This window comes from Flavivirga aquatica (assembly GCF_001747085.1).
Classification (GTDB): Bacteria; Bacteroidota; Bacteroidia; order Flavobacteriales; family Flavobacteriaceae; genus Algibacter_C; species Algibacter_C aquatica.
In genome coordinates this window covers 86,688-103,779 of record NZ_MDJD01000049.1, presented here as the reverse complement: position 1 = coordinate 103,779, position 17,092 = coordinate 86,688, and the positions used below count along the sequence as shown (strand labels likewise).

Sequence of the window (17,092 nt, the reverse complement as noted above, 5' to 3'; positions counted from 1 at the left end):
CATCTGTATCTAAACTCCTTTAATTTAATGTAAATTCTCTTTTTAATTTGTTTAGTTGATTTGCAACACTTGCGTTGTATTGTACATCTCCTATACGTAAAATGAAACCACCTAAAATGTTTTCATCTATAATATTTTCTACTTCAACATTTTTTCCTGTAAGTTCTTTAGCTTTTGCTAAAACGCTCTTTTTTAAATCGTCTGTTAAAGCTATTGCCGTTGTAACAGTTGCCAACTCTATACCTTTTGAAGCATCAAATAATTGATTATATTTTAAAGCAACATCTTTTAAAATATCAATTCTATTATTTGCAACTAAGATATCTATTAAGCTAATTGTCGTTTTATTAGTGTCTTTAAAAACTTCTAATAAAACCGATTTTTTTATTGAAGAACTTATTACAGGACTTTGAAGCGCATCACTTAACTCTTTACTATCTACAATAGTATTAGCTATTAACGTCATATCCTTTTTAACAACATCTGCTGCTTTTTGATCTGATGCTAAACTTAATACTGCTTTTGCGTAACGTATTGCTGCTCTTGCTCCCGCCATTATAACTTAGTTTAATGATTTTTCACCTAACATTGTTTCAACCAATTTTAATTGTTGATCCTTGTTAGATAATTCAGTACGTACTACTTTTTCTGCGATCTCTACTGATAGGATAGCTACTTGTGATTTTAAATCTGCAATAGCTGCTTTCTTTTCAGACTCAATAGTTGCTTGTGCTTGAGTAATAAGTTTAGAAGCTGTTTCATTTGCTTCTTTTTTTGCGTCCTCAATCATTTTATTTTTCATGTCACGAGCTTCTTTAAGCATTTCTTCACGCTCAGTTCTTGCTTCTTGTAACATTTTTAAATTATCTGCTTGAAGATTTTCCATATCCATCTTCGCTTTTTCGGCAGAGTCTAATGCATTTTGAATACCCTCTTCTCTACTATCTAAAGCACCTAGAATAGGTTTCCAGGCAAATTTCCTCATTAATAAAATTAATATTAATAAGATTAAGGCTTGCATAACAAATAAGCCTACTGAAAAATCATTTAATAAAGTTTCCATTTGGTCTAGATTACTTAATTTCTGTTTTGTTTAATTTAAAACAGTTTCTGTAACCAACCGTTACAGAAACTTGTTTCTTTGTTTTTCTAGGAATTTTACTTCCCTAAGATTAATGCACCAAATGCTAAACCTTCTAATAAGGCTCCGATGATGATCATTGCAGTTTGAATTTTTCCAGCTGCTTCTGGTTGACGAGCAATACCTTCCATTGCTTTTCCTCCAATTTGACCTAATCCGATTCCTCCTCCGATTACGATTAATCCTGCTCCAATTAAATTGTACATACTAATTGATTTTGAAATATATTAATTAAACAAATTCTTATTAATGATGGTCATGTTCTTCAACTGCCATCCCTATAAATAACGATGATAACATCGTAAAAATAAATGCTTGTAAAAAGGCTACTAAAATTTCAATAACCGATATAAATAATGCTAACACTAAAGACATACCTGTTGATGCTACTGGACCAAAGGCTTCTTTCATAGTAATCATTAATGCTATTAAACTCATAACAACAAAGTGCCCTGCTGTCATATTTGCAAATAAACGAACTAATAATGAAAAAGGTTTAATAACTATAAACCCTACTAATTCGATTAGTGCTAAAATAGGTCTTAATATTACTGGTACACCTGGCATCCAAAGTGTATGAGCCCAGAAATCTTTACTACCACTAAACATATAGATAACCATAGTGAATAATGCTAAACAAACCGTTACAGCTATTTGTCCCGTAACATTAAAGCCTAATGGTGTTAAACCTAATAAATTTAATATCCATATAAAGAAAAATACAGTCAATAAGAAGCTCATAAACTTCTTGTATTTTTTCTCTCCAATATTTGGTCTTGCTATTTCATCACGAACATAAAGAACTAAAGGTTCTAAAACCCTAGAGAAGCCTGTAGGAATAACTTTTCCTTTCTTGTAACCTCTTGCTAAAGCGCCAAAACCTAACAGCATTAACAACCCTGCTAACAGCATTCCAAAAACACTTTTTGTTATAGAAAAGTCTAACACTTTATGTGCATTGGTTGGGTGGTGATGCTCATCAAAACTAACCGTTGAAGCACCATTATCTAACTCATATATTTTACTATGAAGTTTTACTAATCTCGTATCACCTTGGTCAACAATAACTTCTCCATTATCATCGTGATGAAAGGCAGAAGACATAAAGGTTTTTAAACCATTGTTTGTCCAAACAATAACTGGCAACGAAAAACTCACATGAGTTCCAGTTTCATTGTTAGTAAATAAATGGAAATCGTGTGAATCTTTTAAGTGATGTTTAATATATTCCTTGATTTCTGTAGGTGAGTCTATTTTATTGCCTTTATGATTATTCTTCTCATCACTAGCAAATGCTGTAATTGAACATAATATTAAAACTGCAATAAACTTGATAGATTTTTTTGCTACCATCATACTTTTTCTAACTAATGAAATTTATGCTTTGTAAATTTTGTGCAAATCTACGGAATAATTTAAAATACCAAACTCTTTTTCGTTTAGAATTTTTTAATAAAAAATTCACCTCAAAAAAAACACTAATTACTGATATTCAAAGTCTTGTAAACAATGAAAGCTTCTGCTAATAGAAAAACAAATAAAGGAGCGACTAATCCTACACGATCAGACTGAGTTAAATCTACTTTAGAGAACACTGAAGTTTGAAATAGAAGCACAAATGCGCCAATTTTAAAAAAAATGAGCATTAAATAGGCATATCCTGCTTGATTAGGTAATTTACTAGCCACAAGCTCTACAACTATACACACTATTATAGCTGCTATAGCATGAAAACTATAAACATTTAATAACGAAAACGACAATATTGAAGTATTTATATAATTATGAAGATTAAATGCTACTATAAATAAAAGTGATATAACTATAGTAGCATATATAATACGTTTGATCATTATTCTTTATAAACTATTTTTTATTCGATATTTTTACAACTTGGTTAATTACAAGATACATAGCTATAAAAACAGAAAACAATGTTAATGTAGGTTTCCAAAAAGCTTTATCATATTTAAGATCTAACCAATTACCTAATTCACTTCCTAAGTAAATAGTTAGCCCCATTTGAAACGCTACAGTTGTAAATCCTATATATGGATTAAGCTGTTTTTTCGGCTTCTGGTCTTCGTTGTTGTTTGCTGCCATTATTTATTTCTTTTTTGGCATTATTAGTCATTACACAAGTTACATTAAATATAGCTCCTGGTTCTACTGCTAATTTACTAACCACTACATCACCATCAACATGCGCAGACGACTTTAAAGTTAATGTACCCGACAAAGTTAACTTACCAGAAAACTTACCTTCAAAATAAGCATCTGTGCCTTGTAATGTACCCTTAATTAATCCTGCTCTACCAACAACTACCTTTCCAGAAGTTTTTACATTTCCTTCTATAATACCATCGACTCTAAAATCTCCTTCACTATTAAAATCGCCAACCATTTTAGTCCCTTGTGCTATTAGGTTTTGACTAGATTTCCCTTCTGTTGTTTGCTTTTCTTTTTTGGTGTCGGTGAACATAATGTATTATATTTAGTTGTTATCTTTATTCATATAAACATCCAAATTCTTATGAATTTGAATGATTTGGTAATTTGCAGATGCTATTGAAAAATAAGGTTCTTTTATCTTTTTCTTATTTTCTTCTGTTAGTAACTGATCAAAAGTTTTAGCTACTTGAGCATTCTTTATACCATGAACAATTACAAATGTTGTATTAACATCATAAACATCTACTGATGATTTTAAGGTATAATACCTCATATCTTTTAAAACCTCATCCAATATCTTTTTAAACTCTAAAATTTTATCAGACTCTTGGCTTTTAAATTGAAAGATGACTTTATAATTATTCGTTATACTATCATTTTCTACAACAAATTCTTTCTCTGCTAATTTAGGTAAAATATTAGTTTCAATATTTTGTGCTTGCTTACCTTCTGGTGTATTAGCATATGTAATTGCTAAATAATTTATAGCCTTTCCATAAGCTTCATAGCCATGTAAACGCCCTGTTGCTATTGCTTTTAAAAGTTCTAATTTTGAAACAATAGGCTCTCCATCAAATATATTAATGTAATTTTCACTTTTAGAAATAACCTCAGCATACTCTTGTTTTACATGCTGCTCATAAAGTGCTTCATATAAACTTTCAGGACTATTCTCATCTCGCTCGGATGCCTGATCTGGATTATTCAAAATAGTTGCATATCTAGATTCTGGATACTTTGCTATAATTTCATTTTTAGCAATTGTAGCCTCACCATTTTCACCTAACGCCTCGTATATCTTATATAGATTATACTTAGATGGTAATATTAAGCGTTCTTCTGGATTACTTTCAAGTAAGTTCTGAAATTTATTTTTTGCTAATCCGTACTCTTTAAATTTCTCTTTGTAAATTAATCCTAATTGATAATATGCATAATTGCGTTCTTTAGAGATACTATCAATTTGTTTTTCTTCTGAAGGAATTTTTGATATATAAAATTGTGGATCAAACTTCTCTTCTTCTGATGCTAAATCTAAAACACTATTATCTGAAGCCGCAACTATTCCTGAAGCTCCTTTATTTGACAACCTCCAATTATCTTCTAATGTTCTATCTCCCCATACTTTTACAAATTCATTTTTACCGTACGCCACCGTTGTAGGATTATAAAAATAGAATAAAGCACCTTGATTACCTCCCGATTTAATTCCCGAAGCACCTCCTAGTGCATTATTAACCGTTACTAAACCACTATTACGTTTAGCCGCTTCTTCTCTTTCTTTTTCTTCTTCAGCCTTAATTTTAAGTTTTTCAATAAAAGACTCGAAATAAGCAACACGATCTTCTTCCGATAAGTTTACTAAATTCATAATACTGTCGTCTACCTTAGCAATAGCTTCATAATAGATAACATCCTCAAGATTATCTCTTTTACGTTTTATAGTTCGATATGGTTTAGAGTTAAGCACTAAATTAGTCATCGTACTATCGTAATAAGCTCCTGCCTCACGATAAACAGATTTATCAAAATTAATATCTCCAAGAATTTCATAATTCCTAGCTTTTAATAATTTGTCTTTTGTATTAGTACGTAAGGATTTATTGTAATGAACTATAGCTAAAGAATCTAAATTATTCTTTAAATAATATTCTCCTATTTGATGATATATCTTATCCAAATATGGACGGTTCTCTCTATTTTCTTCAAGCTCCGAAAGCAGTTCTCTCACCTCTAACTTATCGCCATTTTCGTAATCGAAATTTTTAATTTTTTCTATATAAGCAGTTATCATGTAAATCCTAGGCGTCTTACGATTAAGAGCAATTACCTTATCAAACGCAACGTTAGCACTATCCTTATAACCTAGCTTATTGTATAATTGACCTTGTATAAAAAGGTAACGCCCGCGCTCCTCATTACTTTTTGTCGCTTTTGATGCTATTTTTAACTGTGTAATAGCAGTATCTATAACTTTGGTATTTAAATATGCTTGAGCAAGTATAGATGTTGCATCAGCTAAATCTTGTCCCTCCAAATCTTCTTGTCGCAATAACCTTTCTAAGTTCTGTATTGCTAGCTCATTATTATCTAAACGAATATTAGTTTTTTCCCGCCACACCTTTGCTTGATTAATCTTATCGCTAGCAGGGTATTTGTATAATATGTAATTGAAAGCTTCTAGTGCTGGTATAAAACGCTGATCAAAATATCTTGATTTACCTAACAACAAATAAGCTTCATCTATTTGAGGGTTTTTTTCTTTCCCTTCAATATTGATACTATGTTTCTGAATAGCTTTTGCTGCTTTCTCTTCTGCTCTAGTAAAACTTTCGTTTCTAGGCGATTGACCAGGAGCCATATTATCTTCAACTATTTGCATACGCTCTACTGGCAAAACCTCCCAATAATTGTCGAAGTATGCTTCGTTAAGACTGATTCTTCCTTGCTCTAATGCTACATGACCATTATAAAGCGCATTAAACTCTGCGGTTACCGCATGAAAGTTTCGCGTAACAAAATTATTCTTTTTTCTTGAACAACTTACTACGAAAAAAGTAGAAAGAACAATAGCTAGTATGGCTTTAAATGGTGTTTTCAACGCTAGTTTTTTTAGTATAAAATAATAACTATAATCTCACACTATTATTATATAGATTGGTAAAAATAAGCATCTTTTTGAATTAACCCATAAAATGTATAGACTTTTGACTAGAGCACTCCTCTTATCAAACTTTTATTTATTCGTAAAGAAATAGATTAAGAAATCTTATTACTACAAAACTTCTGTCCTAGAAAAATGAGCTTCCAACTCCTTTAATGTTGCTTCGCTTGTAACTAGATCTTTTACAATTTCCCCATGTTCTAATACCACAATACGCTCACAAACATCTGTTATATGAAGTAAATCATGACTAGAAATCAAAACAGTAACATCCTGTTTCTCTACTAGATTTTTTATAATCCCTTTTAGGCGAATTTGTGTTGTTGGATCTAAATTGGCAAAGGGTTCATCTAAAATTATAACTTTAGGATTTCCAATAAGAGCGGCTACAATACCTGCTTTTTTTTGATTTCCTTTACTTAAGTCTCTCAAATACTTTTTTTGACCCAATATCTCACCATGAAAAAAATCTTCAAACCCTGACACGAGCTTATCTACATCAGCTTTATTTTGACCTCTTAACTCTCCAATGAAATAAAAATATTCTTCTGGTGTTAAATAACCTATTAAAAAACTTTCATCAATAAATGCTGCTGTAAATGGTTTCCAATTTTCACTTTCGTCTACTCGTACACCATTAGTTTCTATATAACCCGCTGTGGGCTTAATTAAATCTAGAAGCAAACTAAAATAGGTAGTTTTTCCAGCGCCATTGTTACCCACCAACCCAAAGCTTTGTCCTTTAGGGATTTCTAAGAGTTTTATATTTAAAACTTGATTTTTGTTATATTTTTTTAATAAATTAGATGTAGTTATCATAACATTTTATGAATTATCTTGACTAAAAGCGTCAATCATTTTATATTTTGAATCTAAATATTTTTTTGTGATTAATGACATCCATTTTTGATGAAACACAATACCTACAATCCCTAATAAAGCAATTACTAAACATCCTACTTCTAAATTAAAAACAGCATAAAAGACTCCAAAAATCAAAGCAGGCATCACCATTAGAGGAATACCTATTAACCACTGTACAACACCTGTACCTTGATAATTAAAAGTTGCCTTTTCATCTAGGTTTATTTTTTTGCGATTATACGCCCCTCCATACATAATAACATGCGTATTAACACCTACATTATATATCGCTGTGACAAAATGCGCTAATAATATTTCCCAACCAAAATAAACGTATGGAACACTTAAAAGAAATAAGATTAACACACTAATTACCATTAGCGTAAATTTAGATTTCAAATATTTTTCATACTTGATATTTTGACTCATTAGCATTTTATAATAGCTACTATCCCAAGCTGGAATAAACTGCCCAAAATTCATTAAAAAAATGCCCGAGGTAAAAACACCTATGAATATAAAAAACCATGGTTTATCTACATAAGTTGGATTTGGATAAAAAAACATACCGTAGAGTAATCCTAAAGCGAGCATCCAAATAGTAGATTTAGTTCGTTTGTTTCTCCAAATTAATTTTAAATCTAACTGCATAAAAGGAGCTATATCTCCAAAGTTTTTAGTCCACTCTAAATTAGATGTATTAACAGCTTCAACTTTACTTTTTAACGAACTATCTAAAAACAGCTTCTTATACAAAATTTTAAAATTAATAATATAGAATAATGCCAGAATAGCAATAGGAATTATAACAAAAATTGGAGATTCATAAATAGCATTAAACCCTGAACCAATTATCTCACTAAAAGAAATAGCATTAAAGTAATTCAACCCATACAAAACACCAGAAAACACTATTAGTGGCAAAAATGACAGTTCTTTTTTTGACGAAAAACTCTCAATAATAAAATTTAAAAAATTATTAATTTGAGTTACTATTGCTATTGCCAACATCCAGATTAAAACAGAATTTAAAGAATAACCTTTAACAATTAAAGAGACCCCAAAAGGAACAATTATAAAAAGTGATAAAAAATTAAAGAATGAAAGTGACGATTTGCCTAAAACATAATTTATAACTTTACTTCTTTTAATTGGTAATATTAATAATGGTTTTACTCTCATTACAGGTAGTTTTTGAATGAAAAATCTCGAAATTAAATCCCCTAAAATCCAGTAAAACAAAAAACTATTCACAACAAGTAATGGATCTTTTTCTGGAAATATTTTTTTTAGTATTGGATATAAACTTAACCCTGTTCCTAAAAACATTAAAAGAATCCAAACCCCTATAAAACCCATAAAGATTTTTATCGCTAAGTTTTTCCCAAAATTAAGAGATCTAAAAGCACCCTTCCATTCTAAACTTAAAAAATGCTTAATCATAGTTTAACTAATTATATTTTTCTGAAATTTCTTGAGGCACTACCTCCCCTATTTCATTTATAATGATCTTTATAAATCACTGCAGGAGCAATTAATTTAAAATATTCAATAGTTTCTTTTTTAAATTCTGAATTATCTTGAGCCTGAAAAAACTATAGGTATCATAAATAAACAGAATAATAATACTTTTTTCATTTTAATGTTTAATGGATTAATTTCCAATAAAAATATCGAGATTTTAACTGTTAGTAATGCTTTTGACTTAATTGTTACAAACAAATTAAAGTTTTACAAATCAACTTTAGTATTTTTGTCAAAAATTTATACATGTCATCATTTCACAAACTTGCAATTAAAGCTATACAAAGAGAAACCGATAAAGCTATCAGTATTTCTTTTAATGTACCTCAAAACCTTAAAGAAGCCTATAATTTCAAAGCTGGTCAATACATTACTTTAAAAACTACTATTAATGGAAATGAAGTAAGACGTGATTATTCTTTATGTGTTTCTCCTAAAAGCAACGAATTAAAGATTGCTATAAAAGAAGTGAAAGACGGTACTTTTTCTGCTTATGCCAATAATGAATTAAAAGTTGGAGACACTCTAGAAGTTGCTCCACCAAAAGGACGTTTTGTTTTTGAACCTAATGACAATAAAACAAAAAACATTGCTGCATTTGCTGCTGGTAGTGGTATTACTCCTATTTTAAGTATTATAAAATGTGCTTTAGAAGAAGAGGTCTTAAGTAAAGTTATATTAGTTTATGGCAATAAAAAAACTAATGACACTATGTTTTTAAACGAGCTTTTAGAGCTTCAACATGAATATAAAGATCGTTTTTCTGTTCAATTTGTATTTAGTCAACAAGACGAAAATGATGCTATTTTTGGACGAATAGAAAAAAGCACCGTTAATTATGTAATGAAAAACAAGCATAAACATATTGATGTTGATGCCTTTTTTCTTTGCGGACCAGAAGCTATGATTCATACTGTAAAAGATGTTTTAACGGAGCATGATATTGATGAAAACCGCATCCACTTTGAACTTTTTAAAGCCGCAAAACCAGCTGAAATACAAGAAGAAATAGTAGCTACTGGTAACACAAAGATTACTGTTACTGTAGATGATGAAACTACTACATTTGAAATGGCTCAAAAGCAAACTATTCTTGAGGCCGCTTTAGATGAAGATTTAGATGCTCCTTATTCTTGTCAAGGAGGTATTTGCAGTAGTTGTTTAGCTCGAGTAAAAGAAGGAGAAGCGACTATGAGACAAAACAATATTTTAACCGAAAGCGAAGTTGCTGAAGGTTTAATTCTTACTTGCCAAGCACACCCAACAACACCTAAAATTGTTATTGATTTTGATGATGTTTAAAAATATAAGTGTTTAGACTATTGGAGTTCTATCCTTTTAAAAAATAGATCTAATCTTTTTAACAATCGTTTCTGGAGAAATATTACCCGAAGCTTCTTTATAATCTTCAGGGTATTTATTCCCGTAAATTGATGTTGGTATTTCTGGAAATTGATTTCTATCTGGTAACAATGCATAGTCTTTAGACTGATTAAAAGGTGCAAAACCAGCAAATGGATGTGTGACGCCCCATATAGTAATTACTTTAATTCCTAGCATAGCTGCTATGTGCGCATTTCCAGAATCCATAGAAAGCATAATGTCTAAATTTGAAATAACGTCTAACTCTTCATCAAGAGATAGCTTTCCTGCCACATTAATTACGTTTTCAAAATCTCTCTCTAAGTTATTTAAAATATCAACTTCTTTGGCTCCGCCTCCAAACAAAATAACCTTATAATCTTTTGAAAGTGTTTCAATAACAACCTTCATTAAATTTAAAGGATACATTTTTCCTTCATGAGCTGCAAAAGGCGCTATTCCAATTCGTTTTTTAGAACCTACACCTATTAATTCTTGAGTTTTTTCATTTAAAACTATTCTATTAGGAAATGAAGGATTGGATAAATCTAAGCTGTACCCTAGAGTCTTAAAAACATCAACATATCGCTGGTGCGTTGTTTTTAATTGCTGAAATAATTCACCGGATACTAGAGTTTTCTTTTCAGATCTTCCTTTATCTATTTGAATGAAAGGTTTTCCAAAGAAAAAATATTTTAAAATATTGCTTCGTAATACATTGTGCAAATCTGCAACAGCATCAATTCCTAGCTTTTTAAGTTCTTTTGAGAGTTTATACATCCCTAAAACACCTTTATGCTTTCCTTTTACCTCTACTGGAAAAATATTAACACTTGGTAGATCTCTAAAAAAGGGCTTAAAAAAACCACGTGTTAAAATAGTTACTTTTACTTCTGGATATTGCTGAACTAATGCTCGTATTACAGGAACAGTCATAGCAACGTCTCCCATTGCAGAGAGACGAATAACTAAAATGTGTTTAGGTAATTTTGACATCTCAACTTAAAAGGATGAGATCCTGAAAACAATTCAGGATGACAAATAATTATTTTTGTGAACGTAGAACAGGATTCAACTCATCATCATTATACATTTTCATCTGCTTGTATACTTTCATATATTTATCACCTTTTTCTATATCACTTAAAAGTGTATCTATAGCTGTTGATAAATCTACGCGTTGTTCCAACAAAATGTCTAACTTCTTTTGGCAAGCTGTTTTATGCTCACTTGAAGCGTCTTCACGAGTTGCCTCTTCATTCATATGGTAAACCTTTAAAGCTAAAATAGACAACCTATCTACTCCCCAAGCTGGACTTTCTGTATTGATAGTAGCATTTTCTTTGGCAATTGTAGATTTATATTTCTCCAGAAAATAACTATCTATATACTCCACCATATCCGTTCTGTCTTGATTGGATGCATCTATTTGACGTTTTAAAGTCAAAGCCGCTACTGGATCTATTTGAGGATCACGTATAATATCCTCATAATGCCATTGTACAGTATCAATCCAACATTTTCTATATAACAAATGTTCTAATAAATCGCTTTCTGGATAAGCATTTTCAAAAGGTTGATCTACTGTATTAATGATATGGTATTTTTCAATAACATCTTGAAATATTTTGTTGGCTATACTTGTAAACATACTCTATAAAATTTTAAAGCGTAAATATACTTTATATTTAATTAACTTTACTATTGAAAAACCTAATTAGACCTCATGCATATTCATAATATATCTAAGCAAAACTCTATATTAAACACCTTTATTTCGGAAATTAGAAATACTGATATCCAAAAAGATAGCATGCGGTTTAGAAGAAATATTGAACGTATTGGTGAAATTTTAGGTTACGAAATGAGTAAAGCCCTAAACTACAAACCATCAACAATTAAAACACCTTTAGGAACTTGCAATATAAATTTACCAGAAAACAATATTGTTTTATGTTCTATTTTAAGAGCAGGTGTACCATTACACAATGGATTACTTAACTATTTTGATACTGCCGAGAATGCTTTTATATCTGCATACAGACACCATAAAAACGATCCTGAAAGTTTTGAAATTATTGTTGAATACTTGGCTTGCCCTAATTTAGATAACAAAACACTTATTTTAGCAGATCCCATGTTAGCTACTGGACAATCTATGATAGCTACTTTTGAAGCTTTAAAACCTTTTGGAACGCCTAAGGAAATCCATTTAGTTAGTGTTATAGGTGCACAAAAAGGAATTAATTTTGTTGAAAAAAATCTTAATTCTAACATCCATTTATGGATTGCTGCTATTGATAAAGAGCTCAATGAAAAGGGTTATATAGTTCCTGGTCTAGGTGACGCAGGTGATCTAGCTTTTGGAGAAAAACTACAACATTAAAAGTATAAAGGGTATTATAACTAGAATAGACACAAATACCTCTTTAAACCATTTTTCTTGTATAATTTCAATATAATTTGAAATAATAATAGCTAAAGGCGCAAACAAAAATAAAAACTCGCTACCATTTTTTTCTGGTACCTGAGTTACAATTAAGAATCCTATTATCGCTGCTATTATTATGATTTTAAATGAAGCTCTAAATGCTTTTTTTTGCTTTTTAATATTTTGAAGGTAAAATATTGATGACCATATTCCAAAAGAAAAAAGAAGCGTAATGGCTATTAAATATTTTAAAGAATTATAATTACTAAAATCATAACTCACCTGTGGTGTAATATTGCATATCTCAAAAAAACTATCATAACAGACTATAGAAATAGCTATAGATAAAACAAAAATTGTAAAAACCCCTAAAAATGGTATAATCCAATGTCTAATATTATTATCTACATATAAAATATGTGAAAAAATTATTAGACCAAAAAATAGAATAGACCAAAAATAAAATAAAGAGGCTATGGCAATCCATAAAGAGGCATCAAAAAGCTTTCTTTTAACATCTTTTTGAGAACGCAAACTCATGATTCTTCTGAGCGCTAACAACACAAAAAAATTAGATAAAAGCACATTTGATTGACTTGTCGTTTGCGTAATCAATAACAGAAATAAGCTAAACAATAAAATTTCATAGTTGTTTTTTATAGTTAAACTATTCTTACTTGCTATAAAATTTAAAAGCAAAATAGATATATAGGCTATAAAAAGCACAGCAACTTGCTTTATAACAAACATCAAAGTATCCCCCTCATTCACTTGTCCTATTCTAGCTATAATAAAAGCTAAAAGCGTAATAAAAAAAACAAGGATAAAGTTTATTGGCTTAGATTTATTAAAAATACTTGTTATCATTAACTGTTTTTGTATTTTTGCCCCGTAAATATACTAACTATATAATGGTTAGAAAACAATAAACAAACACTCATGAAAGATTTATTTTACGCTATACAAGATTTATTTGTAAATGTGCTTTTAACGCCTCTTGATGCTTTAAGAGCATTAGAACTTGAAAACTGGTTTGCAGCTAATACAATTTCTTGGATTTTTATTATAATTGGGTTTGTTGCTATGGTTTACTGGATGAAGCAACTAAAAATATTTAATGATAATAATGAAGAAGACAAAAGTGTTTCTTCACATTCTTTTTTATAAATCGAATCCAATATCTTTACGATAATTCATCTTATCAAAATGTAGTTTTTCTATATTTTGGTAAGATTTTTTTATAGCCTCTTGGTACGTCTCTCCATAAGACGTTATAGCCATAACACGGCCTCCAGAAGTCACTATTTTTCCATCTTCTTGTATTTGTGCTCCTGCATGGAAAGGTATAGAACCCTCAATAGCTTCTACACCTACTATTTCTTTTCCTTTTTCATAAGCTTCAGGATAACCTCCAGACACTAACATAATAGTAGTTGCCGCACGCTCATCAATCTCAATATTGATTTTATCTAATGTTCCATTAGACATGGCTTGTAATATTTCAACAAAATCATTTTTAAGTCTTGGCAGAACAACTTCTGTTTCTGGGTCTCCCATACGCACATTGTATTCAATTACTTTAGGATCGTCCCCTACTTTAATAAGCCCAATAAATACAAACCCTACATAAGGTAAATTATCTTTCTTAAAACCGTTAACTGTAGGCTTTACAATACGTTCTTCTATTTTAGCAAGAAATTCTTCAGTTGCAAAAGGTACTGGAGATACTGCTCCCATTCCTCCTGTATTTAAGCCTGTATCGCCTTCTCCTATTCTTTTATAATCTTTTGCTGTTGGTAAAATTTTATAGTTTTCACCATCGGTTAATACAAAACAGCTTAACTCAATACCATCTAAAAACTCTTCTATAACGACTTTTGTACTTGCTGCTCCAAATTTAGCATCAACCAACATACTTTTTAGTTCCGCTTTAGCTTCATCTAAATCATTTAAAATAACAACTCCTTTTCCTGCTGCTAAACCATCTGCTTTAAGTACATAAGGAGGATTTAAGGTTTCTAAAAAAACATAGCCTTTTTCAACCGTTTCCTTTGTAAAACTTTCATAAGCTGCTGTTGGAATATTATGTCGGTATAAGAATTCTTTAGCAAACTCTTTACTTCCCTCTAATTCTGCTGCTACTTTTTGTGGTCCAATAACAGAAACATGTTTAATGGCTTCATCATTCAAAAAATAATCATGAACACCTTGCACTAAAGGATCTTCTGGCCCTACAACAACTATATCAATGTTTTTATCTAAAACCAATTCTTTAATCGCTTCAAAATCTGTTACACCAATATTTACATTAGTAGCTATTTCTGCTGTTCCTGAATTTCCTGGTGCTACAAATAGATGTTCGCATTTTGGGCTTTGAACAATTTTCCATGCAAATGTGTGTTCTCTTCCGCCAGAACCAAGAATTAAGATATTCATTGTATATTATTTTTATTGAAATGCAAAAATAGTGTGTTTTTAGAATCTGTAACGAATTCATTACTATTTTTTTCTATTATTCAAGTTTAAAATTAGGATTTATATTTAGATTTGTTTTTTTGTTATTATAAACATCATTTGCTTTTGAATTTATTCAACCTTTCATTACGTATCAATGGATTTCCTATCAAGGAAGCTAAACAGGTTTTAAAAACTATTCAAAACAAAAATGAAAACGACTTTAAAGTTTATAATGAAACTAAAAAGCAAGAAATAGTTTCTTATCATTTAAAACATAACGCGTTTTATAGGGACTTTGCTAAAAACACTAATCCGTTAGATTGGAATAGTCTCCCTGTAATGACAAAAAATGATTTACAACAACCATTAGCCAATAGGTTATCTAAAGGGTTTACTAAAAAAAATGTTTATATAAATAAAACTTCTGGCTCTTCTGGTAATCCCTTTATTTTTGCAAAAGACAAATTTTGCCACGCTTTAACTTGGGCTGGTTTTATAGATCGCTATGATTGGTTCAATTTAAACTTTAGTACCTCTAAACAGGCTCGTTTCTATGGTATTCCTTTAGACAAAAAAGGATATTATAAGGAGCGCTTAAAAGATGCTTTAAGTAACCGTTATAGATTTTCAGTTTTTGATTTAAGTGATTCTCAGCTTAAAAAGATGCTTGAAAAATTTAAATCTACTCCTTTTCATTATATAAATGGGTATACAAGTTCCATAGTACAGTTTGCTAAATACTTGAACCGAAAAAACATTATTCTAAACACCATATGCCCTACATTAAATGCTTGTATCGTTACATCTGAAATGCTTTTTGAATCTGATAAAATCTTATTAGAAACTCAATTTGGAATACCAATTATAAATGAATACGGTGCTGCTGAGCTTGGATTAATTGCTTTTCAAAATACAAAGGATGAATGGATTGTTAATACTGATGATTTATTTGTTGAAATCCTTGATGAAAATGATAACCCTTTACCAAACGGACAAGAAGGACGCATAGTTATTACATCTCTTTACAATAAGGCTCATCCATTTATAAGATATGATTTAGGTGATATTGGAGTACTTTCTCAAAAAAGTTTAAAGAATAAGCTTATTCTCGAAAAACTAATTGGTAGAACAAACGATATTGCCATTTTACCTAGTGGAAAAAAAGCTGCTGGATTAACTTTTTACTATATAACTAAAACTGTTATCGAAGATAATTTGAATGTTAAAGAATTTATTATTGAACAACAAAAAATAGATACTTTTAAAATAAGCTATACTAGCTCTCAAAAACTTACTGATATAAAAATACAAAGTGTTAATAAAGCTATCGAAAAGTACTTAGAACCTGGATTAACAATTATTTTTGAACAAAAAACAACTTTAGATAGATCTAATAGAGGTAAATTAAAGCAATTTAAATCTTATTTGTAAAAGTTGTTTGTTTAGATTTTACAAAAAAATGTTCTTTTAAAAAAACAAACATACAATACATAGATTTTACTCTAGAAAATCCCAAACCTTTCTTATAAACCCAATAATTATGTTTTACAAGATTGAATTTATTTGATGACATTGAGTTTTTTCTAATTCTATAATAAGCAAGAGACTCTTGAATACCTTGAGCTGGTTTGTTAGATTTTTTTATTGCAGTTAACCACAATAACCAATCTTGTCTTTTTCTCAAATTAGGTGATACGACTTTACCTAAAGTTTTCGCATTATAAATACCGGTTAAATTACCTATATAATTACTTTTTAAAAGTTTATTATAATCTACAATAGTTAATGCTTTAACTTGTTTATTTAATAGCTCTCCTTGTTCATTAATTAAATCGTAAGTGCTAAAACACACATCACATCCTTCTTTATTAATAAATGCTAATTGTTTTTCTAATTTTTCTGGCTTCCATAAGTCATCCGCATCCAAAAAGGCAATATAACCTCCTTTTGCTGCCTTAATCCCTTCATTTCTTGAAATAGCTGCTCCTTGATTAGTTTCATTCTTAAAAAACCTAATATTGGAGTGCTTGTCCAAAAACAAATGGACTATTTCTAAAGATTTATCGGTTGACTTATCATCAATTAATAATAATTCCCAATTTTTATAAGTTTGATTTATAACACTAGATATAGCCGCTGAAAGAAAATCTTCAGAATTATAAATGGGCATTATTATAGAAACTAGTGGTTTCAAGAT

19 protein-coding genes are annotated in these 17,092 nt (G+C 30.0%); 4 read left to right on the top strand and 15 right to left on the bottom strand.

The genetic code is table 11. The features are described 5' to 3' along the window. Positions 1–19: 19 nt before the first annotated feature. From atpH to A8C32_RS13715, 10 genes are all read right to left on the bottom strand, one after another. Positions 20–556, bottom strand: a complete 537-nt coding sequence (gene atpH / locus A8C32_RS13760) for an ATP synthase F1 subunit delta (RefSeq protein ID WP_069831008.1) — start codon at positions 554–556, stop codon at positions 20–22. 6 nt (positions 557–562) lie between these two features. Beyond that, entirely contained in the window at positions 563–1,063 is a 501-nt protein-coding gene (locus A8C32_RS13755) for a F0F1 ATP synthase subunit B (RefSeq protein ID WP_069831007.1), read from the bottom strand. Between the two features lie 95 nt (positions 1,064–1,158). Next, positions 1,159–1,347, bottom strand: coding sequence for an ATP synthase F0 subunit C (gene atpE / locus A8C32_RS13750; protein WP_004569351.1), 189 nt, complete (start codon positions 1,345–1,347; stop codon positions 1,159–1,161). Between the two features lie 40 nt (positions 1,348–1,387). Beyond that, the gene (gene atpB, locus A8C32_RS13745) at positions 1,388–2,497 is read right to left on the bottom strand and encodes a F0F1 ATP synthase subunit A (protein ID WP_069831006.1); all 1,110 of its coding nucleotides are present in this window, start codon (positions 2,495–2,497) and stop codon (positions 1,388–1,390) included. A 122-nt stretch (positions 2,498–2,619) separates the two neighbouring features. Then, positions 2,620–2,994: a DUF6168 family protein gene (locus A8C32_RS13740; protein WP_069831005.1), complete on the bottom strand. Its 375-nt coding sequence runs from the start codon at positions 2,992–2,994 to the stop codon at positions 2,620–2,622. A gap of 13 nt (positions 2,995–3,007) precedes the next feature. After that, the gene (locus tag A8C32_RS13735) at positions 3,008–3,244 is read right to left on the bottom strand and encodes an AtpZ/AtpI family protein (protein ID WP_069831004.1); all 237 of its coding nucleotides are present in this window, start codon (positions 3,242–3,244) and stop codon (positions 3,008–3,010) included. Then, on the bottom strand, positions 3,198–3,623 hold the full coding sequence (locus tag A8C32_RS13730; protein ID WP_069831003.1) for a bactofilin family protein: 426 nt from the start codon (positions 3,621–3,623) through the stop codon (positions 3,198–3,200). The genes A8C32_RS13735 and A8C32_RS13730 overlap by 47 nt, the downstream gene beginning before the upstream one ends. Positions 3,624–3,635: 12 nt before the next feature. Then, positions 3,636–6,194 carry a type IX secretion system periplasmic lipoprotein PorW/SprE gene (porW, locus tag A8C32_RS13725; protein WP_069831002.1) on the bottom strand — a complete coding sequence of 853 codons (2,559 nt, stop codon included), beginning with the start codon at positions 6,192–6,194 and terminating at the stop codon, positions 3,636–3,638. 174 nt (positions 6,195–6,368) lie between these two features. Next, the gene (locus tag A8C32_RS13720; RefSeq protein ID WP_069831001.1) at positions 6,369–7,076 is read right to left on the bottom strand and encodes an ABC transporter ATP-binding protein; all 708 of its coding nucleotides are present in this window, start codon (positions 7,074–7,076) and stop codon (positions 6,369–6,371) included. Positions 7,077–7,082: 6 nt separating this feature from the next. After that, complete coding sequence (locus A8C32_RS13715) at positions 7,083–8,564, bottom strand: DUF5687 family protein (RefSeq protein WP_069831000.1); 1,482 nt, start codon at positions 8,562–8,564, stop codon at positions 7,083–7,085. A 327-nt stretch (positions 8,565–8,891) separates the two neighbouring features. On the opposite strand from A8C32_RS13715, the gene A8C32_RS13710 reads away from it, so the two are divergent. Further along, complete coding sequence (locus A8C32_RS13710) at positions 8,892–9,947, top strand: ferredoxin--NADP reductase (RefSeq protein WP_069830999.1); 1,056 nt, start codon at positions 8,892–8,894, stop codon at positions 9,945–9,947. 36 nt (positions 9,948–9,983) lie between these two features. On the opposite strand, the gene A8C32_RS13705 is transcribed toward A8C32_RS13710, so the two are convergent. Together A8C32_RS13705 and A8C32_RS13700 are read right to left on the bottom strand one after the other, a co-directional pair. Further along, positions 9,984–11,003: a glycosyltransferase family 9 protein gene (locus tag A8C32_RS13705; protein WP_069830998.1), complete on the bottom strand. Its 1,020-nt coding sequence runs from the start codon at positions 11,001–11,003 to the stop codon at positions 9,984–9,986. A gap of 49 nt (positions 11,004–11,052) precedes the next feature. Next, entirely contained in the window at positions 11,053–11,658 is a 606-nt protein-coding gene (locus A8C32_RS13700) for a DUF4254 domain-containing protein (RefSeq protein ID WP_069830997.1), read from the bottom strand. Between the two features lie 75 nt (positions 11,659–11,733). Here A8C32_RS13700 and upp point away from each other — a divergent pair, with 75 nt between their 5' ends. After that, a complete protein-coding gene (gene upp, locus A8C32_RS13695) occupies positions 11,734–12,393 on the top strand; it encodes a uracil phosphoribosyltransferase (protein WP_069830996.1) in 660 nt (219 codons plus the stop codon). Here upp and A8C32_RS13690 read toward each other — a convergent pair. Continuing rightward, positions 12,382–13,305: a DUF6427 family protein gene (locus A8C32_RS13690; RefSeq protein WP_069830995.1), complete on the bottom strand. Its 924-nt coding sequence runs from the start codon at positions 13,303–13,305 to the stop codon at positions 12,382–12,384. The genes upp and A8C32_RS13690 overlap by 12 nt on opposite strands. A 72-nt stretch (positions 13,306–13,377) precedes the next feature. Here A8C32_RS13690 and A8C32_RS13685 point away from each other — a divergent pair, with 72 nt between their 5' ends. Then, positions 13,378–13,605, top strand: a complete 228-nt coding sequence (locus A8C32_RS13685; RefSeq protein WP_069830994.1) for a DUF6341 family protein — start codon at positions 13,378–13,380, stop codon at positions 13,603–13,605. Here the strand turns inward: A8C32_RS13685 and purD are convergent. Then, a complete protein-coding gene (gene purD, locus A8C32_RS13680) occupies positions 13,600–14,874 on the bottom strand; it encodes a phosphoribosylamine--glycine ligase (protein WP_069830993.1) in 1,275 nt (424 codons plus the stop codon). The genes A8C32_RS13685 and purD overlap by 6 nt on opposite strands. Before the next feature lie 144 nt (positions 14,875–15,018). Between purD and A8C32_RS13675 the strand changes: the two genes are divergently transcribed. Further along, the gene (locus tag A8C32_RS13675) at positions 15,019–16,326 is read left to right on the top strand and encodes a phenylacetate--CoA ligase family protein (protein WP_069830992.1); all 1,308 of its coding nucleotides are present in this window, start codon (positions 15,019–15,021) and stop codon (positions 16,324–16,326) included. Here A8C32_RS13675 and A8C32_RS13670 read toward each other — a convergent pair. After that, the gene (locus tag A8C32_RS13670) at positions 16,310–17,089 is read right to left on the bottom strand and encodes a glycosyltransferase family 2 protein (protein ID WP_083253352.1); all 780 of its coding nucleotides are present in this window, start codon (positions 17,087–17,089) and stop codon (positions 16,310–16,312) included. The two genes, A8C32_RS13675 and A8C32_RS13670, sit on opposite strands and share 17 nt — an antisense overlap. Positions 17,090–17,092: the final 3 nt, after the last annotated feature.